At 50.5% G+C, this 17,720-nt stretch carries 13 protein-coding genes; 3 read left to right on the top strand and 10 right to left on the bottom strand.

Annotated features, from left to right (window positions below; translation table 11 throughout):
- Window position 1: 1 nt before the first annotated feature.
- Entirely contained in the window at window positions 2-3,388 is a 3,387-nt protein-coding gene (gene mfd / locus BHV73_RS14215) for a transcription-repair coupling factor (RefSeq protein ID WP_039950187.1), read from the top strand.
- Between the two features lies 1 nt (window position 3,389).
- On the opposite strand, the gene BHV73_RS14210 is transcribed toward mfd, so the two are convergent.
- From BHV73_RS14210 to nagA, 7 genes are all read right to left on the bottom strand, one after another.
- The gene (locus BHV73_RS14210; RefSeq protein ID WP_009120560.1) at window positions 3,390-4,022 is read right to left on the bottom strand and encodes an HU family DNA-binding protein; all 633 of its coding nucleotides are present in this window, start codon (window positions 4,020-4,022) and stop codon (window positions 3,390-3,392) included.
- Window positions 4,023-4,396: 374 nt separating this feature from the next.
- Window positions 4,397-6,202, bottom strand: a complete 1,806-nt coding sequence (locus BHV73_RS14205) for a YgiQ family radical SAM protein (protein WP_009120562.1) — start codon at window positions 6,200-6,202, stop codon at window positions 4,397-4,399.
- A 26-nt stretch (window positions 6,203-6,228) separates the two neighbouring features.
- Window positions 6,229-6,441 carry a sulfurtransferase TusA family protein gene (locus BHV73_RS14200; RefSeq protein ID WP_009120563.1) on the bottom strand — a complete coding sequence of 71 codons (213 nt, stop codon included), beginning with the start codon at window positions 6,439-6,441 and terminating at the stop codon, window positions 6,229-6,231.
- A complete protein-coding gene (locus tag BHV73_RS14195) occupies window positions 6,438-6,761 on the bottom strand; it encodes a DUF8442 family protein (protein WP_009120564.1) in 324 nt (107 codons plus the stop codon). Before BHV73_RS14195 ends, BHV73_RS14200 begins: the two co-directional genes overlap by 4 nt.
- A gap of 117 nt (window positions 6,762-6,878) precedes the next feature.
- Complete coding sequence (locus tag BHV73_RS14190) at window positions 6,879-9,806, bottom strand: golvesin C-terminal-like domain-containing protein (RefSeq protein WP_195621687.1); 2,928 nt, start codon at window positions 9,804-9,806, stop codon at window positions 6,879-6,881.
- 89 nt (window positions 9,807-9,895) lie between these two features.
- Complete coding sequence (locus BHV73_RS14185; protein ID WP_009120567.1) at window positions 9,896-11,887, bottom strand: glucosamine-6-phosphate deaminase; 1,992 nt, start codon at window positions 11,885-11,887, stop codon at window positions 9,896-9,898.
- A gap of 101 nt (window positions 11,888-11,988) precedes the next feature.
- Window positions 11,989-13,155: an N-acetylglucosamine-6-phosphate deacetylase gene (gene nagA, locus BHV73_RS14180; protein WP_009120568.1), complete on the bottom strand. Its 1,167-nt coding sequence runs from the start codon at window positions 13,153-13,155 to the stop codon at window positions 11,989-11,991.
- Window positions 13,156-13,786: 631 nt separating this feature from the next.
- Here nagA and BHV73_RS14175 point away from each other — a divergent pair.
- Entirely contained in the window at window positions 13,787-14,488 is a 702-nt protein-coding gene (locus BHV73_RS14175) for an SIMPL domain-containing protein (RefSeq protein WP_009120569.1), read from the top strand.
- Here BHV73_RS14175 and BHV73_RS14170 read toward each other — a convergent pair.
- Genes BHV73_RS14170 through BHV73_RS14160 form a run of 3 tightly spaced genes read right to left on the bottom strand, consistent with a single transcriptional unit; the run spans window position 14,460 to window position 16,159 of the window.
- Window positions 14,460-15,299, bottom strand: coding sequence for an amidohydrolase (locus BHV73_RS14170; protein WP_087413074.1), 840 nt, complete (start codon window positions 15,297-15,299; stop codon window positions 14,460-14,462). The genes BHV73_RS14175 and BHV73_RS14170 overlap by 29 nt on opposite strands.
- A gap of 30 nt (window positions 15,300-15,329) precedes the next feature.
- Window positions 15,330-15,884, bottom strand: coding sequence for a 1-acyl-sn-glycerol-3-phosphate acyltransferase (locus BHV73_RS14165; protein ID WP_009120571.1), 555 nt, complete (start codon window positions 15,882-15,884; stop codon window positions 15,330-15,332).
- A gap of 5 nt (window positions 15,885-15,889) precedes the next feature.
- Window positions 15,890-16,159, bottom strand: coding sequence for a hypothetical protein (locus BHV73_RS14160; RefSeq protein WP_009120572.1), 270 nt, complete (start codon window positions 16,157-16,159; stop codon window positions 15,890-15,892).
- 303 nt (window positions 16,160-16,462) lie between these two features.
- Here BHV73_RS14160 and BHV73_RS14155 point away from each other — a divergent pair, with 303 nt between their 5' ends.
- The gene (locus BHV73_RS14155; protein ID WP_009120573.1) at window positions 16,463-17,713 is read left to right on the top strand and encodes an efflux RND transporter periplasmic adaptor subunit; all 1,251 of its coding nucleotides are present in this window, start codon (window positions 16,463-16,465) and stop codon (window positions 17,711-17,713) included.
- The last annotated feature ends 7 nt before the right edge of the window (window positions 17,714-17,720 follow it).

Below are 17,720 nucleotides of genomic sequence, written 5' to 3'. Positions count from 1 at the left end.
AATGATTATTACCGAACTGCAACAATTATACGCCGCCCATCCCAATGTAGAAGGCATGTGCAGGCTGCTAAAGAACAATTCCGTCCGTCACCTCTACTGCAGCGGCCTGTGCGCTTCTGCCGCTTCGCTGTTTTCGTCCGTGCTGGTACAGCGGGCTGAATGTCCGTTTGTCTTTATTCTCGGCGATTTGGAAGAAGCCGGGTATTTCTATCACGACCTGACACAGATTTTGGGAGCCGAACGGGTGTTGTTCTTCCCCTCTTCCTTCCGCCGCGCCATAAAGTACGGACAGAAAGATGCCGCCAACGAGATTCTCCGCACGGAAGTGCTGAGCCGCCTGCAGAAAGGCGAGGAAGGGCTTTGCGTGGTTACCAGCCCGGATGCGCTGGCGGAAAAAGTCGTTTCCCGTAAGGAGCTGGGAGATAAAACCTTGAAACTCCATACGGGCGAAAAGGTGGATATGGACTTCGTGACGGAAGTGCTGCGCAGCTACGGCTTCGAGTACGTGGATTATGTGTACGAGCCGGGGCAATATGCCGTGCGCGGCAGTATCATCGATGTCTTTTCCTTTTCTTCCGAATGTCCTTTCCGTATCGATTTCTTCGGAGATGAGGTGGAGAGCATCCGTACGTTTGAGGTGGAGAGCCAGCTTTCCAAAGAGAAGAAAGAGGATATCGTCATTGTCCCCGATTTGAGCCGTAGCCTGGAGCAGGGCGGCAATGGCGGCATGGTATCTTTCCTGGACTTTCTCCGGCCGGACACCTTGCTGGCGATGCGTGATTTCCTCTGGCTGCGCGAGCGTATTCAGGCCGTTCACGACGAATCGCTGACCGCCGCGGCCATTGCCGCCCGCGAAGCCGAGGAAAACGGTGCGATATCTCTGGAAGGAAAGTTGATTGACGGGGGAGAGTTTACCTTGCGCGCCCTCGATTTCCGCCGCATGGAATTCGGAACGAAGCCTACCGGAACACCGGACGCGACAGTATCATTCAGTACCGCAGCGCAACCTATCTTCCATAAGAATTTCGACCTGGTGGCGGAAAGCTTCCAGGACTACCTGGCGCGCAACTATACCCTCTATATATGCAGTGACAGCCTGAAACAAACCGACCGTATCCGCGCTATCTTTGAAGACCGGGGAGATAACATCTCCTTTACCCCCGTTGAGCGTACCTTGCACGAGGGCTTTGCCGACGATACTCTGCGTCTCTGCATCTTTACCGACCACCAGTTGTTCGACCGTTTTCACAAATACAACCTGAAAAGCGATAAAGCCCGCAGCGGCAAGGTGGCTTTGAGCCTGAAAGAGTTGAATCAGTTTACTCCCGGAGATTACGTGGTGCATACCGACCACGGCGTGGGACGTTTTACGGGATTGGTGCGTATTCCCAACGGAGATACGACGCAGGAAGTGATGCGTCTGGTCTATCAGAATGACGATGTGGTCTTTGTCTCCATCCATTCTTTGCATAAGGTTTCCAAGTACAAAGGCAAAGAAGGCGAAGCTCCCCGTCTCAACAAGCTGGGTACCGGCGCATGGGAGAAACTGAAAGACCGTACCAAGACCAAGATTAAGGATATAGCCCGCGACCTGATAAAGCTCTATTCGCAACGGCGCGAGGAGAAAGGTTTTCAATACAGCCCCGACAGTTTCCTGCAACGGGAGCTGGAAGCGTCTTTCATTTACGAGGATACCCCCGACCAAAGCAAGGCGACCGCCGACGTAAAGGCGGATATGGAAAGCGCCCGCCCCATGGACCGGCTGGTATGCGGCGACGTAGGCTTCGGCAAGACCGAGGTTGCCGTGCGTGCCGCTTTCAAGGCGGTGGCGGACAACAAGCAGGTGGCCGTCCTCGTTCCCACCACCGTTCTTGCCTATCAGCATTTCCAGACTTTCAAGGAGCGCCTGAAAGGCCTGCCCTGCCGTGTGGAATATCTGAGCCGCGCCCGGACGGCGGCACAGGCCAAGGCCGTTGTCAAGGGTCTTGCGGACGGTGAGGTGAATATCCTTATCGGTACCCACCGCATTTTGGGTAAAGACGTTAAGTTCAAAGACCTCGGCTTGCTGATTATCGACGAAGAACAGAAATTCGGTGTCTCCGTCAAGGAGAAGCTCCGCCAACTGAAAGTGAACGTGGACACCCTGACCATGACCGCCACGCCCATTCCCCGTACCTTGCAGTTCTCCCTGATGGGCGCGCGCGACTTGAGCGTCATCCAGACACCGCCGCCCAACCGTTATCCCATTCAGACGGAAGTGCATACTTTCAGCGACGATATCATCACCGATGCCATCAATTTCGAAATGAGCCGCAACGGGCAGGTGTTCTTTGTAAACAACCGTATCTCCAATCTCTCCGAACTGAAAGCGATGATAGAGCGCAACATTCCCGATTGCCGTGTCTGCATCGGTCACGGGCAAATGGAACCCGCCGAACTGGAAAAGATTATTCTCGACTTTGTCAACTATGATTATGACGTATTGCTCGCCACTACCATCATTGAGAGCGGTATCGACATACCGAACGCCAATACCATCATCATCAACCAGGCGCAGAATTTCGGCTTGAGCGACCTGCACCAGATGCGCGGCCGTGTGGGGCGCAGCAATAAAAAGGCTTTCTGCTATTTGCTGGCTCCCCCCTTGTCCTCGCTTACGCCGGAAGCCAAACGCCGCTTGCAGGCTATCGAGAACTTCTCCGACTTAGGCAGCGGCATCCACATCGCCATGCAGGACCTCGACATTCGCGGCGCGGGTAATATGCTCGGCGCAGAGCAAAGCGGCTTCATTGCTGACCTGGGTTACGAAACCTATCAGAAGATATTGTCCGAAGCCGTGCACGAGCTGAAGACCGATGAGTTTGCCGACCTCTATGCCGACGAGCTGAAAGGCGACGGTACTATCAGCGGTGAGCAATTTGTAGACGAATGCCAGGTGGAGAGCGACCTTGAGCTGTTGCTGCCCGCCACCTACGTCACCGGCAGCAGCGAGCGTATGTTGCTCTATCGCGAACTGGACGGCCTGACGCTGGACAAGGACGTGGATGCTTTCCGCGCCCGTCTCGAAGACCGTTTCGGACCTATCCCCCCCGAGACGGAAGAATTGCTCCGTATCGTTCCCCTGCGCCGTCTTGCGGCACGTCTGGGAACGGAAAAGGTGTTCCTCAAAGGCGGCCGCATGACGCTGTTCTTTGTTTCCAATCCGGACAGCCCTTACTATCAGAGTCAGGCTTTCGGCAAAGTCATTGCCTACATGATGAAATATACCCGCCGTTGCGACCTGCGGGAGCAGAATAACAAGCGGAGCATGGTAGTGAAAGACGTCACTACCGTGGAAGAGGCTGTGGCGGCGTTACAGGAGATTGTGGCGATGCAGGTGGAAGAATAGGTCAGTCTGTTGTTGCTTTGATATATATTTTGTGTGACCCTCTGCCCGTATGGCCGATTCCGCTTTCGGGCATTTCGCTCCACTGTTTCAGCTCTTGTGCGGCGGCGTTGCGCAGTAGTCCTGTCAGTTCGCAGTAGTCACCTACTTTCAGCAACGGATGCGACTCTAAATAGTCTTGCGCCAGTTTCAGCCGTTGTCCGGCGGTGTAGCGTGAGGAGGAGTGCCGGAACTTCCATTTAGAGCGGTCCAGTATGCAACTTCGTCCTGTCTCGTAGATGAAATCCTTGTCTGCACGGAAGTTGATGTTATCTACACAGATACTTCTTACGTTGCGTTTTTGTCCGCCCTGTTCGGCGCTTTCCCGTTCAAAACCTTCGCGCAACCCTAACGAGGGAGTGAATACACCCAGTCCGTCCACTTTCACCGAGTGTCCTTCGCCCATTTCACGGGCTATGGCCTGGGTGAGTGATTTTACCAGTCCGATGATGTCGCCGGGAGTAAAGGTACTGGCGTAGTTGATGCGTTGGGCAAGGTAGTCCAAATCTACCTGTCCCCAAATCTTGATACGGGGGAAGAGTATTTTTTCACCGTCTTCGTTGGGAAGATTAGAGGTCTGCATTTGATATTCTGCCATGATGTTTTTTGTTGTTTACGGGTTGATAATTCGGTGATGGATGTCCGTCCTGCATGGGGCTAAGGAAGAAGTGGCATGGGGTAGGGACGAAAGTAGGCGGACTTGCTTACCGGGGAGACTTAACCTATGCTTTAAACTGTATCTTCAGTTTAAAGATATGTATCTTTAGGCTGGAGATGGCGGTCTTTAACCTAAAGATGTTCATCTTGAGCGTAAAGATACGGCTTATTTCCTATATGAGCAAGCCTTTCTCCTAAGAAGTGAGTACTTGATACGGGGAGTGTGAGTGCTTCTTTATGAATGGTTGGCAATTCGCTGTTTGACAGCGGTTGTTGGGAAGATTGGGACGGAGTACTTTACTTGTCCGTATCTTCCTATTTCCCGTACAGTTTGTCAATCAAGTCCTTCCGTCCTATCCGCCGCAGTTCATTGATGATATTTCTCCGTTCTTCGGGTTTGTACCAGAAGAAGAACTGACGCTGCGCCAGTTTCTCGCGTTGTGTTTTGGCGCTGAACACGGGTTCCAGGGTATAGGGGTGGAAACCTGTGTACCACGCTTCGGTGGCGACGGTCATGGGGGTGGGAGTAAAGTCCTGTACCTGCTCCAGATGAAAGTCCAGACGCTTGGTAATGACGGCAAGTTCCGCCATGTCCTCTTCCTTGCAGCCTGGGTGGCTGGAGATGAAGTAGGGGATGAGCTGCTGCCGCAGGCCTTCTTCACGATTGATTCGGTCGAATATCTTTTTGAACTCTCCGAACTGGCTGAACGGCGGTTTGCGCATGATGTCGAGCACGCGTTCCGAGGTGTGTTCCGGCGCGACTTTAAGGCGGCCGCTTACATGACGGGCTATGAGTTCGCGGGTATATTCCTGCGTGCTTTTGTTGGTTTTGGGGTCTTTGCTTTGGTGCAGCAGCAAGTCGTAGCGCACACCGCTGCCTATGAATGACTTTTTGATGCCCGGCAGACTGTCTACCGCATGATAAATATCGAGTAGCGGGCTGTGGTCTGTGTTCAGGTTAGGGCACACTTTGGGGTGGATGCACGACGGGCGTTTGCATTTCTTGCATACGGCTTCATTGCGTCCCCGCATCTTGTACATATTGGCGGAGGGGCCGCCCAAATCACTGAGATACCCTTTGAAGTCCGGTAATTCCATTACGGCCTTTACTTCCTTCAAGATGCTTTCCTTGCTGCGGCTGACGATAAACTTGCCCTGATGCGCCGAGATGGTACAGAAAGCGCAACCGCCGAAACATCCGCGATGGATGTTGACGGAGAACTTAATCATATCGTATGCGGGTATGCGCTTTCCCTTGTATTTGGGATGTGGAAGGCGGGTATAGGGGAGGTCGAAAGAACGGTCGAGTTCCGCTTCCGTCAGGGGCGGGTAAGGCGGATTGACAACGACGGTTTGCCTGCCTACGGTCTGCAGGATGCGCGATGCGGCGTATTTATTGCTCTCTTCTTCGATATGGCGGAAATTGGCGGCCTGTTTCTTCTTGTCTTTCAGGCATTCTTCGTGCGAGAAAAGGGTGATGTCCCCTTCCTGCGGCTGCACTTCTTTAGTAAGATAAGCCAGTTGGGGGATGTCGAGAATAGGTTGCTGCCGCTTTAATCTTCTTACAAGCTCCACAATGGGTTTCTCACCCATACCGTACGTCAACGCATCGGCGCCGCTGTCCGCAAGAATGCTGGGACGCACGCGGTCTTGCCAATAGTCGTAATGCGTCAGCCGGCGCATGCTCGCTTCGATACCGCCCAATATGACGGGCACATCGGGATATAGTTTTTTAAGGATTTGGGTATAGACAATCGAGGGATATTCGGGGCGCATGTCCGGACGTGCGTCGGGAGTATAGGCATCATCGCTGCGCAGACGTTTGTTGGCGGTGTATTTATTGACCATACTGTCCATACAGCCTGCGCTGACGCCGAAGAAGAGGCGGGGACGCCCCAGTTTCTTAAAATCCCGTAAGTCGTCTCGCCAGTTGGGTTGGGGAATAATCGCCACACGCAGTCCTTCCGCTTCGAGTATGCGCCCTATGACGGCTGCCCCGAACGATGGATGGTCTACATACGCGTCACCGCTGAACAAAATAACGTCCAGTTCATCCCACCCGCGAAGTTCCACTTCTTTCTTGGTTGTAGGCAACCAATCAGTCAGTCTGTATTCTTTCATGGGTGCAAAGATACGGAAAGTTTTAATTACTTACAGAACTGCACCAGCATTTCCTCTCCGTCATAAATCTCACGGAAGCCGATTTGCTGTTCGGCGAGATACTCCTTGAGGTCATTAAAGGCGGTTGCGTCGTCCATAATGATTTCCAGTTTCTCGCCTTTCCCGGCTTCGCACATGGCCTTTACGGCGGGGATGAGAGGGCTGTAAAGCTTCTGTCCGCGTGTGTCGATGGTTTTCATTTATCTTCTTCCTCTTCTATGGTTTCTTGCCGGGAAAGCCATTGCAGGTAGAGCTTGATAAGCTGCTGCAGCCCGAAGGCTTTCATGTTGTTGTGATAGATAACGTCGATGCAGAGGTCGAGCAGGTCTTTACTGTCTTCTTCCTGAGCGGCGATGAGGGAACGGATATTCAGCTTGAGCTTGTCGAGCACGGTTTCGTCCACGATGCCGTTGCTGTCGATGAGATGACGGAAGAGGCCGTATTTCTCGATGGTGGCGAGATTCTCTTCCGATATTTCCAGGTTGCGGGTTCCGCTGGGATTGGCTTGTATAGTGTACATGGCGTTAATGTTTTAATGATTAATGTTTAGTAATCGATGTTTTCTGTAAAAGCAAAGATAAGTTTTTCACCACAGATTATGCATATTTCCACAGATTATTTATCAAGATTGTCGTTATTATCTGTTCATACCCGTATTATCTGCCGTAAAGAAGTGCAGTATGGATGCCATAACCGCTGTTCTGTTTGCTTCTTCCCGAATGCTTTCAAAGGGAAATGACATGACGAAAGTACGGTAGTCGTTACCTTTATAGGCTATGGCGGCCGGTTGGTTCCCGTCTGCATAGGTCATGACTGGAAAAGCGGTTGCCATAGGCAGGATACAGTCGGGGGCCGTTACGGGATAGGCCTGCTCGTTGGGCAGACGGGGGATGCTGAGGCTGCGCCCCAAGCCTTGTATGCCGATTTGCCCGCCGGATGTCTGTAAACTGTTACCGAAGCGGTATTTCAGGACGTTTTGGGTAAATTCCCGGTTGCCTTGCGAATCGTTCATGTCGCTGCCTATGTAGGCGCCGCTGACCAACAGGTTGCCGCCCGACCGGCAGTAGGCTGCCAAGGCGCGCTGCATGGGCGAGGAGAAAGTTTTGTAATAGGCTGTCCGTGACAGGTTGCCGTCCGCTTTTTCCAATCCCAGAATATAGTCTGCTATCGGATAGTCTTCCAATGCCACACTGCCGCTTTCCACAGCTTCGTCACTGCATGAAGTGAAGCTGTAGCCGCCTGCCGCCTGTATGGCTTTGCCATGCATAAAGGGGTAGTCGAAGGTGTTCCCGGCTATTTTCATGCCTTCATATTCATTGCCGCTTTCTCCCAAACGTTTTCCGGCTTCTTTACGGTTGAAGTTCTGCTGGATGCCGCAGAGGGATATATCGTATAGATAAGGTACGCCGGGGTCTTGAACCATGTCAAATCCCGCTTCGTCGGGCGTGTTTACCACAGCGGGACCACTGATGCGGTCGAAGCCGTTGATGATAAGTACACGCGCCTTTTCGTGTTCGGACTTGTAGGCCGCGAGGATTTCGGACGGGAAGCTTTCTCCACCCCGGTTCACTGCCGTTACTTTGAAAGAATAGACGATGCCCGGTTCTATCTTTACGGTATGGAACGGATTGTTTACACGTACGCCGTTGTCAAATCCGCCCCGTCCGATACGTGTGTAGACAATGTATTCGCGGGGTGTGGCGGTGGGTTCCAGTGGGTCGTTCACTCCTTTCCAGGAAAGCTCCAGCGTATTTTTCTTCTTGCCGAAGCGGATGGCGAAATTGCTGACGGGCAAGGGCTGCACAACGTATTCTTTCTTATGCTGCGTGCAGATATATTGCAGGATGGATTTGTACAGGGCGCGGCTGGCCGTGAACTTGAAATTGGGGTCGTGTCCCAAACGCATGTCCGCAAAGTTCTGGTGCGAGAGAATCTCCACGATTGCGGAAGGAACGGCGGGTAGGCGGGTTTCGCTGTAATTGCGGTTCCACATGCTGCGGCGTGTCCAGTCCGTATTGAAAATGGAACGGATGTCTTGCCGCAAGCGGGTGAGGAACAGGTCGGCAAGGTCGCGCGAGGCGTAACGGTCTGTTCCCGCCGCCAATTCGCCGTTATTGAAATCGGTGGTATAGATGCCGAGTGTTCCTACGATCCGGTCGTCGGTCTTGAAGCCGGCATCGCTGTGCAGTGCCATGCTCATTTCAAACGGTACTCCCAATCCCTGTTCGCCGGGATTGAATACGGAGCCGCCCGACAGATAGTTGATGGCACGCGAACGTACATTGATGTCGTCCGAGAGGTCGTCCTTGCCTTTGTATCCGGCATATACGGGATAGGGCATACCCGCCCATTGCGCGGAGTAACGGGCGCCTTCCAGATAGCGGGGCAGACCGCTGGTTTTGCCGCCGCGCGCAATGTTGCCCATGCCGCCGCCGAAACGTACGGCATCGGCGCATACCACTCCTTTCTCCCGGCTTTCATTGCTCAATACCACCATACCGTAGTCATTGCTTCCTTTGTCGAAAGTAAAAGTACCGAGGTATACCCATGTGCCGCCGCCAATGCGCTGGTTAACTTTAAACTCTGTGACACCGCCGTTGTGGAATACGAGGTATTTGGCATCGCTCACGCTGTTCGGCAGGCTCTGATAGGAAACGTATACGGCGTATTCTCCGGTTTCCGGAATATCGGGAACCCACTCGGCGAAGGCTTTGTTTTTCTTCTTTTCGGTCTGCGCGAAGCGTGCCGTGCCGTCAAGGAAAGGGTTTTCTCCTTCCGCATAGATGCGCTTCCGCTGTGCAAATCCCGGCAGAGAGGTCTTTTCCCAACGTGCTTTCCTGCTTTTCACTTCGAGATAGAGGGAGTTTGTACCGTTCCGGTTGCCGTCGTTGTCTACGATGATTTCCCGTTTCTGCGTGTCGCGTTCGCGAGGGGTGAATACGTTGGCTCCCGCATTCTCCAGCATCGGGATGAGGTAGGGGAGGATGAACGATTGCGTGAATTGGTCTTCGGAGGTACAGAACAGGCGGGGACGCTGCCAGCCCCATTTGTCCTTGCTGTTGATGTAGTACCTTCCGTGACTTTGCCACAGGGCGATGTGCCGTCCTTCCAGTCCCCGGGTTATTTCAAAGGGACGGGATGCGCGGGTCACCCAGGGGGCGCCTTTGTAATGTATGTCCGTAAACAGGCGGTTTTTATCTTTCTTTCCGTTTCTGTATGCGTTGGGGATAAGGTCGCCGATGGAACGTCCGCCGGTAAAGACGGTGATGTCGAAATAGGTAACGGGGCCGGGGAGTATCTTCTTGATGTCCCGGTAAGTCTTTTCCACCGTTTCAGGCCGGAAGGGCTGGTAGGAGAATTTATCATCGGCGTAGATGCTGATGGTTTTTCGGCGGAAGTCTACGCGTACGCTGTCGAGCCGGCATGTACCGATATTGACATCGGCAGGGGCATATGCTTGGAAGAAGGTTTGCAACCGCTCCCGGACGGCCTGTTCTATTTCTTGTGAAAAGAGGGAAGTAACTCCTGCCGACAGGAGCAGTATGGGTAAATATAGCTTTCTCATATTCAATAGTTAAGTACCGTACAAAAATACACAAAAAAAGAGTGGGAAGTTCATCGCTTCCCACTCTCTTATCGCTATTTAGTAAACATTTACAGCGGAATGTATTCTACGAATGCTTCCATGGCTTCGTAAGATGCCAGCCCCAAGCTGTCGTACAGTGCGGCTGTACCGCGGTTGCGGTCTTCACTGCGCTGCCAGAACAGGCGTTCGTCGTTACCGAGGAATGGTGCGCTTTCCATCTGGCTTTGGTGCTTCAGGATGGAGTTACGTTTGGCGCGTAATTCCTCGGGACTGATGGGCACCGCCATTTCGATGTTTTCAATTTCCCACTCTGCCCATGCGCCGCGGTACATCCAGATGCGGCAGTCTTTCAGCCATTTGGCGCCTTCTTCCTTTTCAAGGTCGATAGCGGCAAATACGGCATCCGTACAAACACGGTGTGTTCCGTGCGGGTCGGCAAGGTCACCGGCGACAAAGATTTGGTGGGGTTTTACTTCGCGCAACAGGTTGCGTACGATTTCCACGTCGGCTTCGCTGATAGGGTTCTTCTGAATCTTACCCGTTTCATAGAACGGCAGGTCGAGGAAGTGGCAGTGATCCAACGGGATATTGTTATAAGTACATGCCGTACGCGCTTCGCCGCGACGAATCAGCCCTTTGATGGTCAGGATATCGCGGGTATCCATATCGCCGTCTTTCTTATCTTTCAGATAGTTGCGGATTTCGGTGTATTTCTCGTTGATGACCTGGTCTTCGCTGTTGTTGAAGAGCTGGTTGAAGCCGTTGATGAAGTGCAGGAAGCGGATTACTTCTTCATCGCCTACGGCAATGTTACCGGAAGTCTCGTATGCCACATGCACGTCATGTTTCTGCTCTACCAGACGGCGGATAGTACCGCCCATAGAGATGACGTCATCATCCGGGTGCGGAGAGAATACAACGACACGTTTGGGATACGGTTTAGCACGTTCGGGACGATAGGTGTCGTCTGCGTTCGGCTTGCCGCCCGGCCAACCGGTGATGGTATGCTGCAGGTCGTTGAAAATCTTGATATTTACGTTGTATGCAGAGCCGTAAAGGGCAAGCAGTTCACTCAAACCGTTTTCGTTGTAGTCTTTGTTGGTCAGCTTTAGAATCGGTTTTCCGGTCAGTTGGCACAACCAGACGATGGCGCTGCGAATCAGCTTGTCGTTCCATTCGCAGGAAGTTACCAGCCAGGGACGTTGGATACGTGTCAGGTTGGCGGCTGCCGAAAGGTCGATGGCGATATGGGCATTGTTGTGCGTTTGCAGGTAAGATGCGGGGATTGTATCTGTTACGTTGCCTTCTACACACTCTTTTACCATTTTGGCCTTTTCTTCACCCCATGCCAGCAAATATACTTTCTTGGCCGAGAGAATTGTGGCTACACCCATTGTAATGGAACTTACCGGAGTGCTTTCAATGCTTCCGAACATCTTGGACGCTTCGTTGCGTGAGTCGCTGTCCAGCAAAATCAAACGGGTGGTGGAGTTCAGGCGCGAACCCGGTTCGTTGAAACCGATGTTGCCGACACGTCCGATACCCAATACGGCTACGTCGATACCGCCGAAGCTTTCGATGCGTTGCTCGTACAAGCGGCAATATTCGAAAATGGTGTCTTTGGCGATAGTACCGTTGGGGCTGAATACGTTCTGCATGTCAATGTCCACGTGGTCGAGCAGCATTTCCTTCAATGCGTTGAGGTTGCTGTTGACTGCGTCCGAAGCCAGCGGATAATATTCGTACAGGTTGAATACCACTACATTGCGGAAACTCAGTCCTTCTTCCTTATGCATACGCACGAGGGCTGAATAGACATTGCGCGGCGAGTTACCGCCGGCCAGCGCCAATACGCAGAAACGTCCGGCTTTCTGCTTGTCACGAATCACTTGTGCGATATCCAAAGCAATCTGGTTGGCTCCTTCTTCGGGAGACTCGTAAATGTCTGTCGGAATTTTTTCGAGACGTGTCAGTACCGATCGCTCGAAAGCGTTCTCAGGTCGATAGTACCTGGGGGATACTCTGTTCAGAGTAATTTGAGAACTAAGATTGGTTTTCATACAATAATTGGTTATTAATAAATGATTAAAGCTGTTCGCTTGTTCAAAACTTAACAAAAATACGAAAAACAAAGTTCATTCGCATTATGTTGAAATAAATTTTATGATAAAGTATCGGTTTCAGGCACTAATTTGCCCATTGCCCATACCGCTCTGATTTTCAAATCTTCGTCCATTACGATAATGTCGGCGTCTTTTCCTTTTTGGAGCGAACCCTTACGGTCGTATACGCCCATAATGCGAGCCGGTGTTTCGGACACCATACGCACGGCGTCCGCCAATGGTATGTCGGCCTTCTGTACCATTGTGCGTATCAGGCGGTCCATCGTTGCCACGCTGCCGGCAAGGGCGGAGTGGTCGGCCAGCTTGCATACGCCGTCCTCGATGATGACACGCGGGTCGAAAGCTTCCTTGCTGTCGCTGGCGGCACATGCCAGAGCATCGGTGATGGCGCACATCCGTTCCACGCCTTTTATCTTGTAGACCAGGCGCAGGATTGTGGGCGGTACGTGGATACCGTCGGCCACTACTTCCACGGTCATGTCGTCCATGAGGTAGATGCTCTCCACGGTACCTTCGTATTTATATTCACGGCGTTTATGGAATCCGGGCATCGCGTTGTAGAAGTGCGTGGCATGCGTATATCCGGCTTCATAGGCGGTGCGTATATCTTCAAATTCGGCTTGGGTATGGGCTACCGAGGCCAAGATGCCTTTTCCGGTGATGTATTTACCGAACTGCATGGCTCCGGGTAATTCGGGAGCGGCGTCCCAACGCTTGATGCAGTGCCAGTTTTCTACGATGGGGATATATTCGTTGGGGTCGGGGTTCTTGATGTTCTCGGGCATCTGTCCGCCGGCCATCGCCATGTTTAGATAGTGGCCTTCGAGGTGCAGACCCAGTATCGGGCTGTCTTTTTCCGCCATCATCTTCGTACAAGTTTCTGCCGCCTGTTCAATCATCGGTACGGTAGAAGAGGACAGGGTGGGGAATATGCTGGTGGTTCCGTATTTCATGTGAGTTTTTACGGCACCGCGAAAAGCGTCTTCGGTACATTCCATAAAGTCGCGTCCGCCGCCGCCATGTGCATGGATTTCTACACCGCCGGGCAGTACATACATTCCTTTTACATCAATCAGTTGTGCGCCGATAACGGCAAGGTCGCAATTGGTTACTTCTAAAATTTTCCCGTCTCTGATGAGTACGGAACCATCCTTGAGCCAACCTTGCGGGGTCAGGATGCGTGCGTTGATAAGTTGAGTCAACATAGGATTTAGGGGTTAGTGTTAATAAATTAATTGTTTCAGTCGTCAGACATCGTTTCAAAGGACAAAAATAACTACTTTTTGGGTAAGATGCACTCCATGCATTTAGGTATTTTCATTAAATACTCTAAAATTTGATGCGTAATGTTTAAAGAAATACCTATTTAATATCTTTTAATCGGGATGACGGTCAGCGAAAACTTTAATTTCGTTACTTTGAAGAAAATAGGAATTAAAGAGAGTTAGAGGGAGTTGTCACTCCTTAATAAGACGAATCAGGAGTTTAAACAGCAAATAGCTAAGTATGATTGAGCAATTAAACCGATTAGATGATTAAATTGATTAGATAATTAAATTGATTAAACTGATTAGATAATTAACTGATTAGACAAATTCTAAGCCTGAAGGGCTTTTATCTCTCAGCCCGGGGTAACACCCCGGGAATGCGAATATGATTACCATTGCGCCCTGTAAGGGCAAAATTTGATATTCAAAGATTTTGCCATTATAAGGCGTGAGTGCAGAGAACATTTATTCCCGGGGTGTTACCCCGGGCTGAGAGATAAAAGCCTTTCAGCCTTAGGTTACTCTATTATTAACTCTTGATTCGCATTAATAATAAAAACGATTGATTATGAAAACATGGAAAGCAGAAGCCGCCATTATTGCTGTCGGTATGGTTTTGTTGGGAGTGGTAATAAAATGGGGTATAAACGATTTTATAGATAAGGAGCGTATTGTCAGCGTAAAAGGACTGGCTGAGATGGAAGTCCCCGCCGATAAGGTAATATGGCCTTTGATGTATAAGGATATCGGGAACGACCCGTCTTTGCTTTATGCCAATATGGAGCAGAAGAATAAAGTTATTGTGAAGTTTCTGGAAAGTAACGGCATCGCTAAAGAAGAAATCAGCATTGCTCCGCCCGAAGTGATAGACATGCAGGCCGAACGTTACGGGAACCGTGATATAGCTTATCGGTACAATGCCACATCGGTCATTACGGTCACTTCAAAGAATGTAGACAAGGTGCGGAAGTTGATGTCGGAACAAGCCGAGCTGCTGAAACAGGGTATTGCCATCAGCGGGGGCGATTACCGCTATAACGTGGTATACGAGTTTACGGGCTTGAATGACGTGAAACCGCAAATGATAGAAGAAGCTACGAAGAATGCCCGTGCCGCAGCCGAGAAGTTTGCAAAAGACTCGGACAGCAGTCTGGGTAAAATACGGAATGCTTCGCAGGGACAATTCTCCATTTCGGACAGAGATGCCAATACACCTTATATTAAGAGCATACGCGTAGTGACTACCGTGAACTATTATCTGAAACGATAGTGAAAGAATCCGCATCTTTCCATGCGGGAAACTTGTTTCTGAATGCTTGCAGTGCGGAAAGTTCGAGGGGTACGGTGGCTGCCCCTTCTTCATTGTCGGGTACTTGAGCCATCAGTTCGCCCTTGTATGAGTAGATTGCGCTGCCGCCGTCGTAAGGGAATCGATTACCGTCTTTACCGACACGGTTTACGCCGCAGACGTAACTTATGTTCTCCAGCGCACGCGCTTGCAAAAGAACGTCCCAGACTTTTCGCCGGGGTACAGGCCAGTTGGCGACGTAAATCAACAGGTCGTATCCGTTGTTTACATTCCTGCTCCATACCGGGAAACGAAGGTCGTAGCAGACAAGCAACAGTATGTTCCAGCCCCGGTAAGGGATTACGGTACGGCGATTGCCCGCCGTGAAATGTTCCGTTTCGTTGCCCATGCGGAACAAGTGCCGCTTGTCGTAAAAATAGGCTTCTCCTTCGGGAGTGAGGAAAAAGGCGCGGTTGTAATAGGCGGGATGTTTGCGGGATAATGAATTATCTTCGGATGAAACGGAGTTTTCCTCGCAGGAAATGTAGCTTCCGGCGATGGCTATCCGGTATTCAGACGCCCATTGGCGCAGCGTGGTGATGGTGTCGCCCGTTACCGGTTCCGCCAGTTTATCGGTATTCATGCTGAATCCGGTAGAAAAAGTCTCCGGCAAAACAACAATCTCCGCCGCTCCGCGAAGTGTTTCCAGCTTTTCGCGAAGACGACGGAGATTGTCTTGTTTATTTTCCCAAGCAATATCCGTTTGCAGGATACTGACACGTAGTCGGTTCATTGTGACGAACGGTTGTCGGAAACCGTTTTTTTAAATCGTTCCGATTGAGAAGTTCTCGGGAATCTTTCCATGAAAGTCCTTGAAATAGAGTTTTATCTCATGCATATCCTTTTCAAAATCTCCCGTCGGCATTATTGCCTTGGTGGAAGTTATGGTCTTGGAAGGATAATCTATACCGATGAGCATGATGGGAACTTGCGCTTTCAATGCAATGAAGTAAAATCCCTTTTTCCAGTTAGGGTTGGGTTTACGCGTTCCTTCCGGGGTGATGGCCAAATGGAACTGTTTGCTTTCGGCAAATTTGTTGGCCATCTGGTCTACCAAGGAAGTATTCCGGCTCCGGTCTACCGGTATGCCGCCGACGGCTTTGAATATCAATCCCAAAGGAAAGAAAAACCACTCTTTTTTCATCATGAAGCTGGTCTTCCGTCCGATGGCGCCGTAAAACAGTTTGCCGATAAATAAATCCCAGTTGGATGTATGCGGTGCCGCGCAGATGATGCATTTGTCATAGTTGGGCACTGTTACATTTGTTTTCCAGCCTAACAGGCGATAATAGATAAAACTATATAGTCTTTTCTTCATTCTTATTATTTAAGTTTGCCGATAGCTTCAATGATCTCGTCTACTTTTGCGTTAAAATCAGAACGGAATTTTTTGTAGTAACCTTTTACATTTCCCGGTTCGGTGTGGCTGATGCGGCTGATGAATTCATCTTGCATTTTCAGAATCTCACTCATTAGCTCGTCGGCTTTCTTCTTGTCTGTTCCGGGTACATACAGGCTGTTCACAAGACATTCGGTGAATAACTCACCGGCGATATAGTTGACGTTCTTCTTCAATACTTTTCTACTTGCCATAATCTTTACTTTTTATGTGAATAAATTGAATTATTTTCGGTAAAGATAGTGTTTTTCTCAATGACTGGAGAGGAAAAATGGGATTTTATGTGTTTTTAATGAGAAGTAGTTCGTAGAATAATTCTACATTTGTGGAGATTTTCTACAATGCAAGTGTGGAAGATGAATGTGACGGGGATACTTTATGCGTATGCTTATAGCTGATAACTAAACTATTATATAACAAATATAGCCTTTGTTGTGTTTTGGCATCGCGTTTGCTTTGAAAAGAGAAACAGGGTTAATTTTAATAAACAAACAAGCATGAGACTATTTTTTACGAAAAGAGAATTAAAGCTGAGAAAGAAAAGGGTAATAATGATGATAGCCTGTATGGCGGTACTGCTTGCCGGTTATCTGATATTGACCTGGCCGAAGAAAGTTCAGCCGGAAGCGCCCACTGTGATTGTGGAGCCTGCCGAAGTTGGTGATGTGGAAATTTTTGGCGAATATGTAGGCCGTATCCGCGCGCAGCAGTTTGTAGAAGTTCGTGCGCGCGTAGAGGGATACCTGGAGAGTATGCTTTTCGCCGAAGGTAAGTATGTAACAAAGAATCAAGTCTTGTTTGTCATCAATCAGGACCAGTACCGTGCAAAGGCTGATAAGGCCCGCGCGCAGTTGAAGAAAGACGAGGCGCAGGCGTTGAAGGCCAAACGTGACCTGGAGCGTATTCGCCCTTTGTATGCGCAGAATGCCGCCAGCCAATTGGATTTGGATAATGCGCAGGCCGCTTATGAAACCGCCGAGGCTTCCGTTTCCATGAGCCAGGCCGATTTGGATCAGGCGGAACTGGAACTGGGGTATACAATCGTGCGTTCCCCCTTGTCGGGACATATCAGTGAAAGAAACGTGGACTTGGGAACATTGGTAGGTCCGGGAGCCAAATCGTTGCTCGCTACCGTGGTGAAGAGCGATACCGTATTGGTGGACTTCAGTATGACCGCATTGGATTATCTTAAAAGCAAGGAACGCAATATCGAGATAGGCCGTCAGGATTCTACCCGTTCCTGGCAACCCAATATTACGATTACTTTGGCTGATAACACTGTCTATCCCTATAAAGGTTATGTAGACTTTGCCGAACCGCAAGTCGACCCGCAAACGGGTACATTCTCCGTTCGCGCCGAGATGCCCAATCCGAACAGGGTCTTGCTGCCGGGACAGTTTACGAAAGTGAAGCTGCTGCTGGATGTGCGCGAAGGTGCGGTAGCGGTTCCCCAAAAGGCGGTTACCATTGAAAAGGGCGGCGCCTATATCTATGTGATGCGCCGCGATTCTACGGTTGAGAAACGTTTCATCGAACTGGGACCGGAGTTTGGCAACAATATGGTTGTTGAGCGCGGACTGGTGGCGGGCGAGCAAGTAGTGACGGAAGGTTTCCACAAACTCACTCCGGGTATGAAAGTGCGTGCGCAGGCGGCGGTTCCAAAAGAGGAAGAAGAACAGCCGGCAGATTCCCTGAACAAGAAAGCCGTTTCCGAGAATAAAGCAAAGGATAACAACCTCTCAAAGTAATGACAGT

Origin of the sequence: Bacteroides sp. 44_46, assembly GCF_001915465.1 — a bacterium.
GTDB classification, from domain to species: Bacteria; Bacteroidota; Bacteroidia; order Bacteroidales; family Bacteroidaceae; genus Bacteroides; species Bacteroides clarus.
This window is presented reverse-complemented; position numbering and strand designations above follow the sequence as displayed.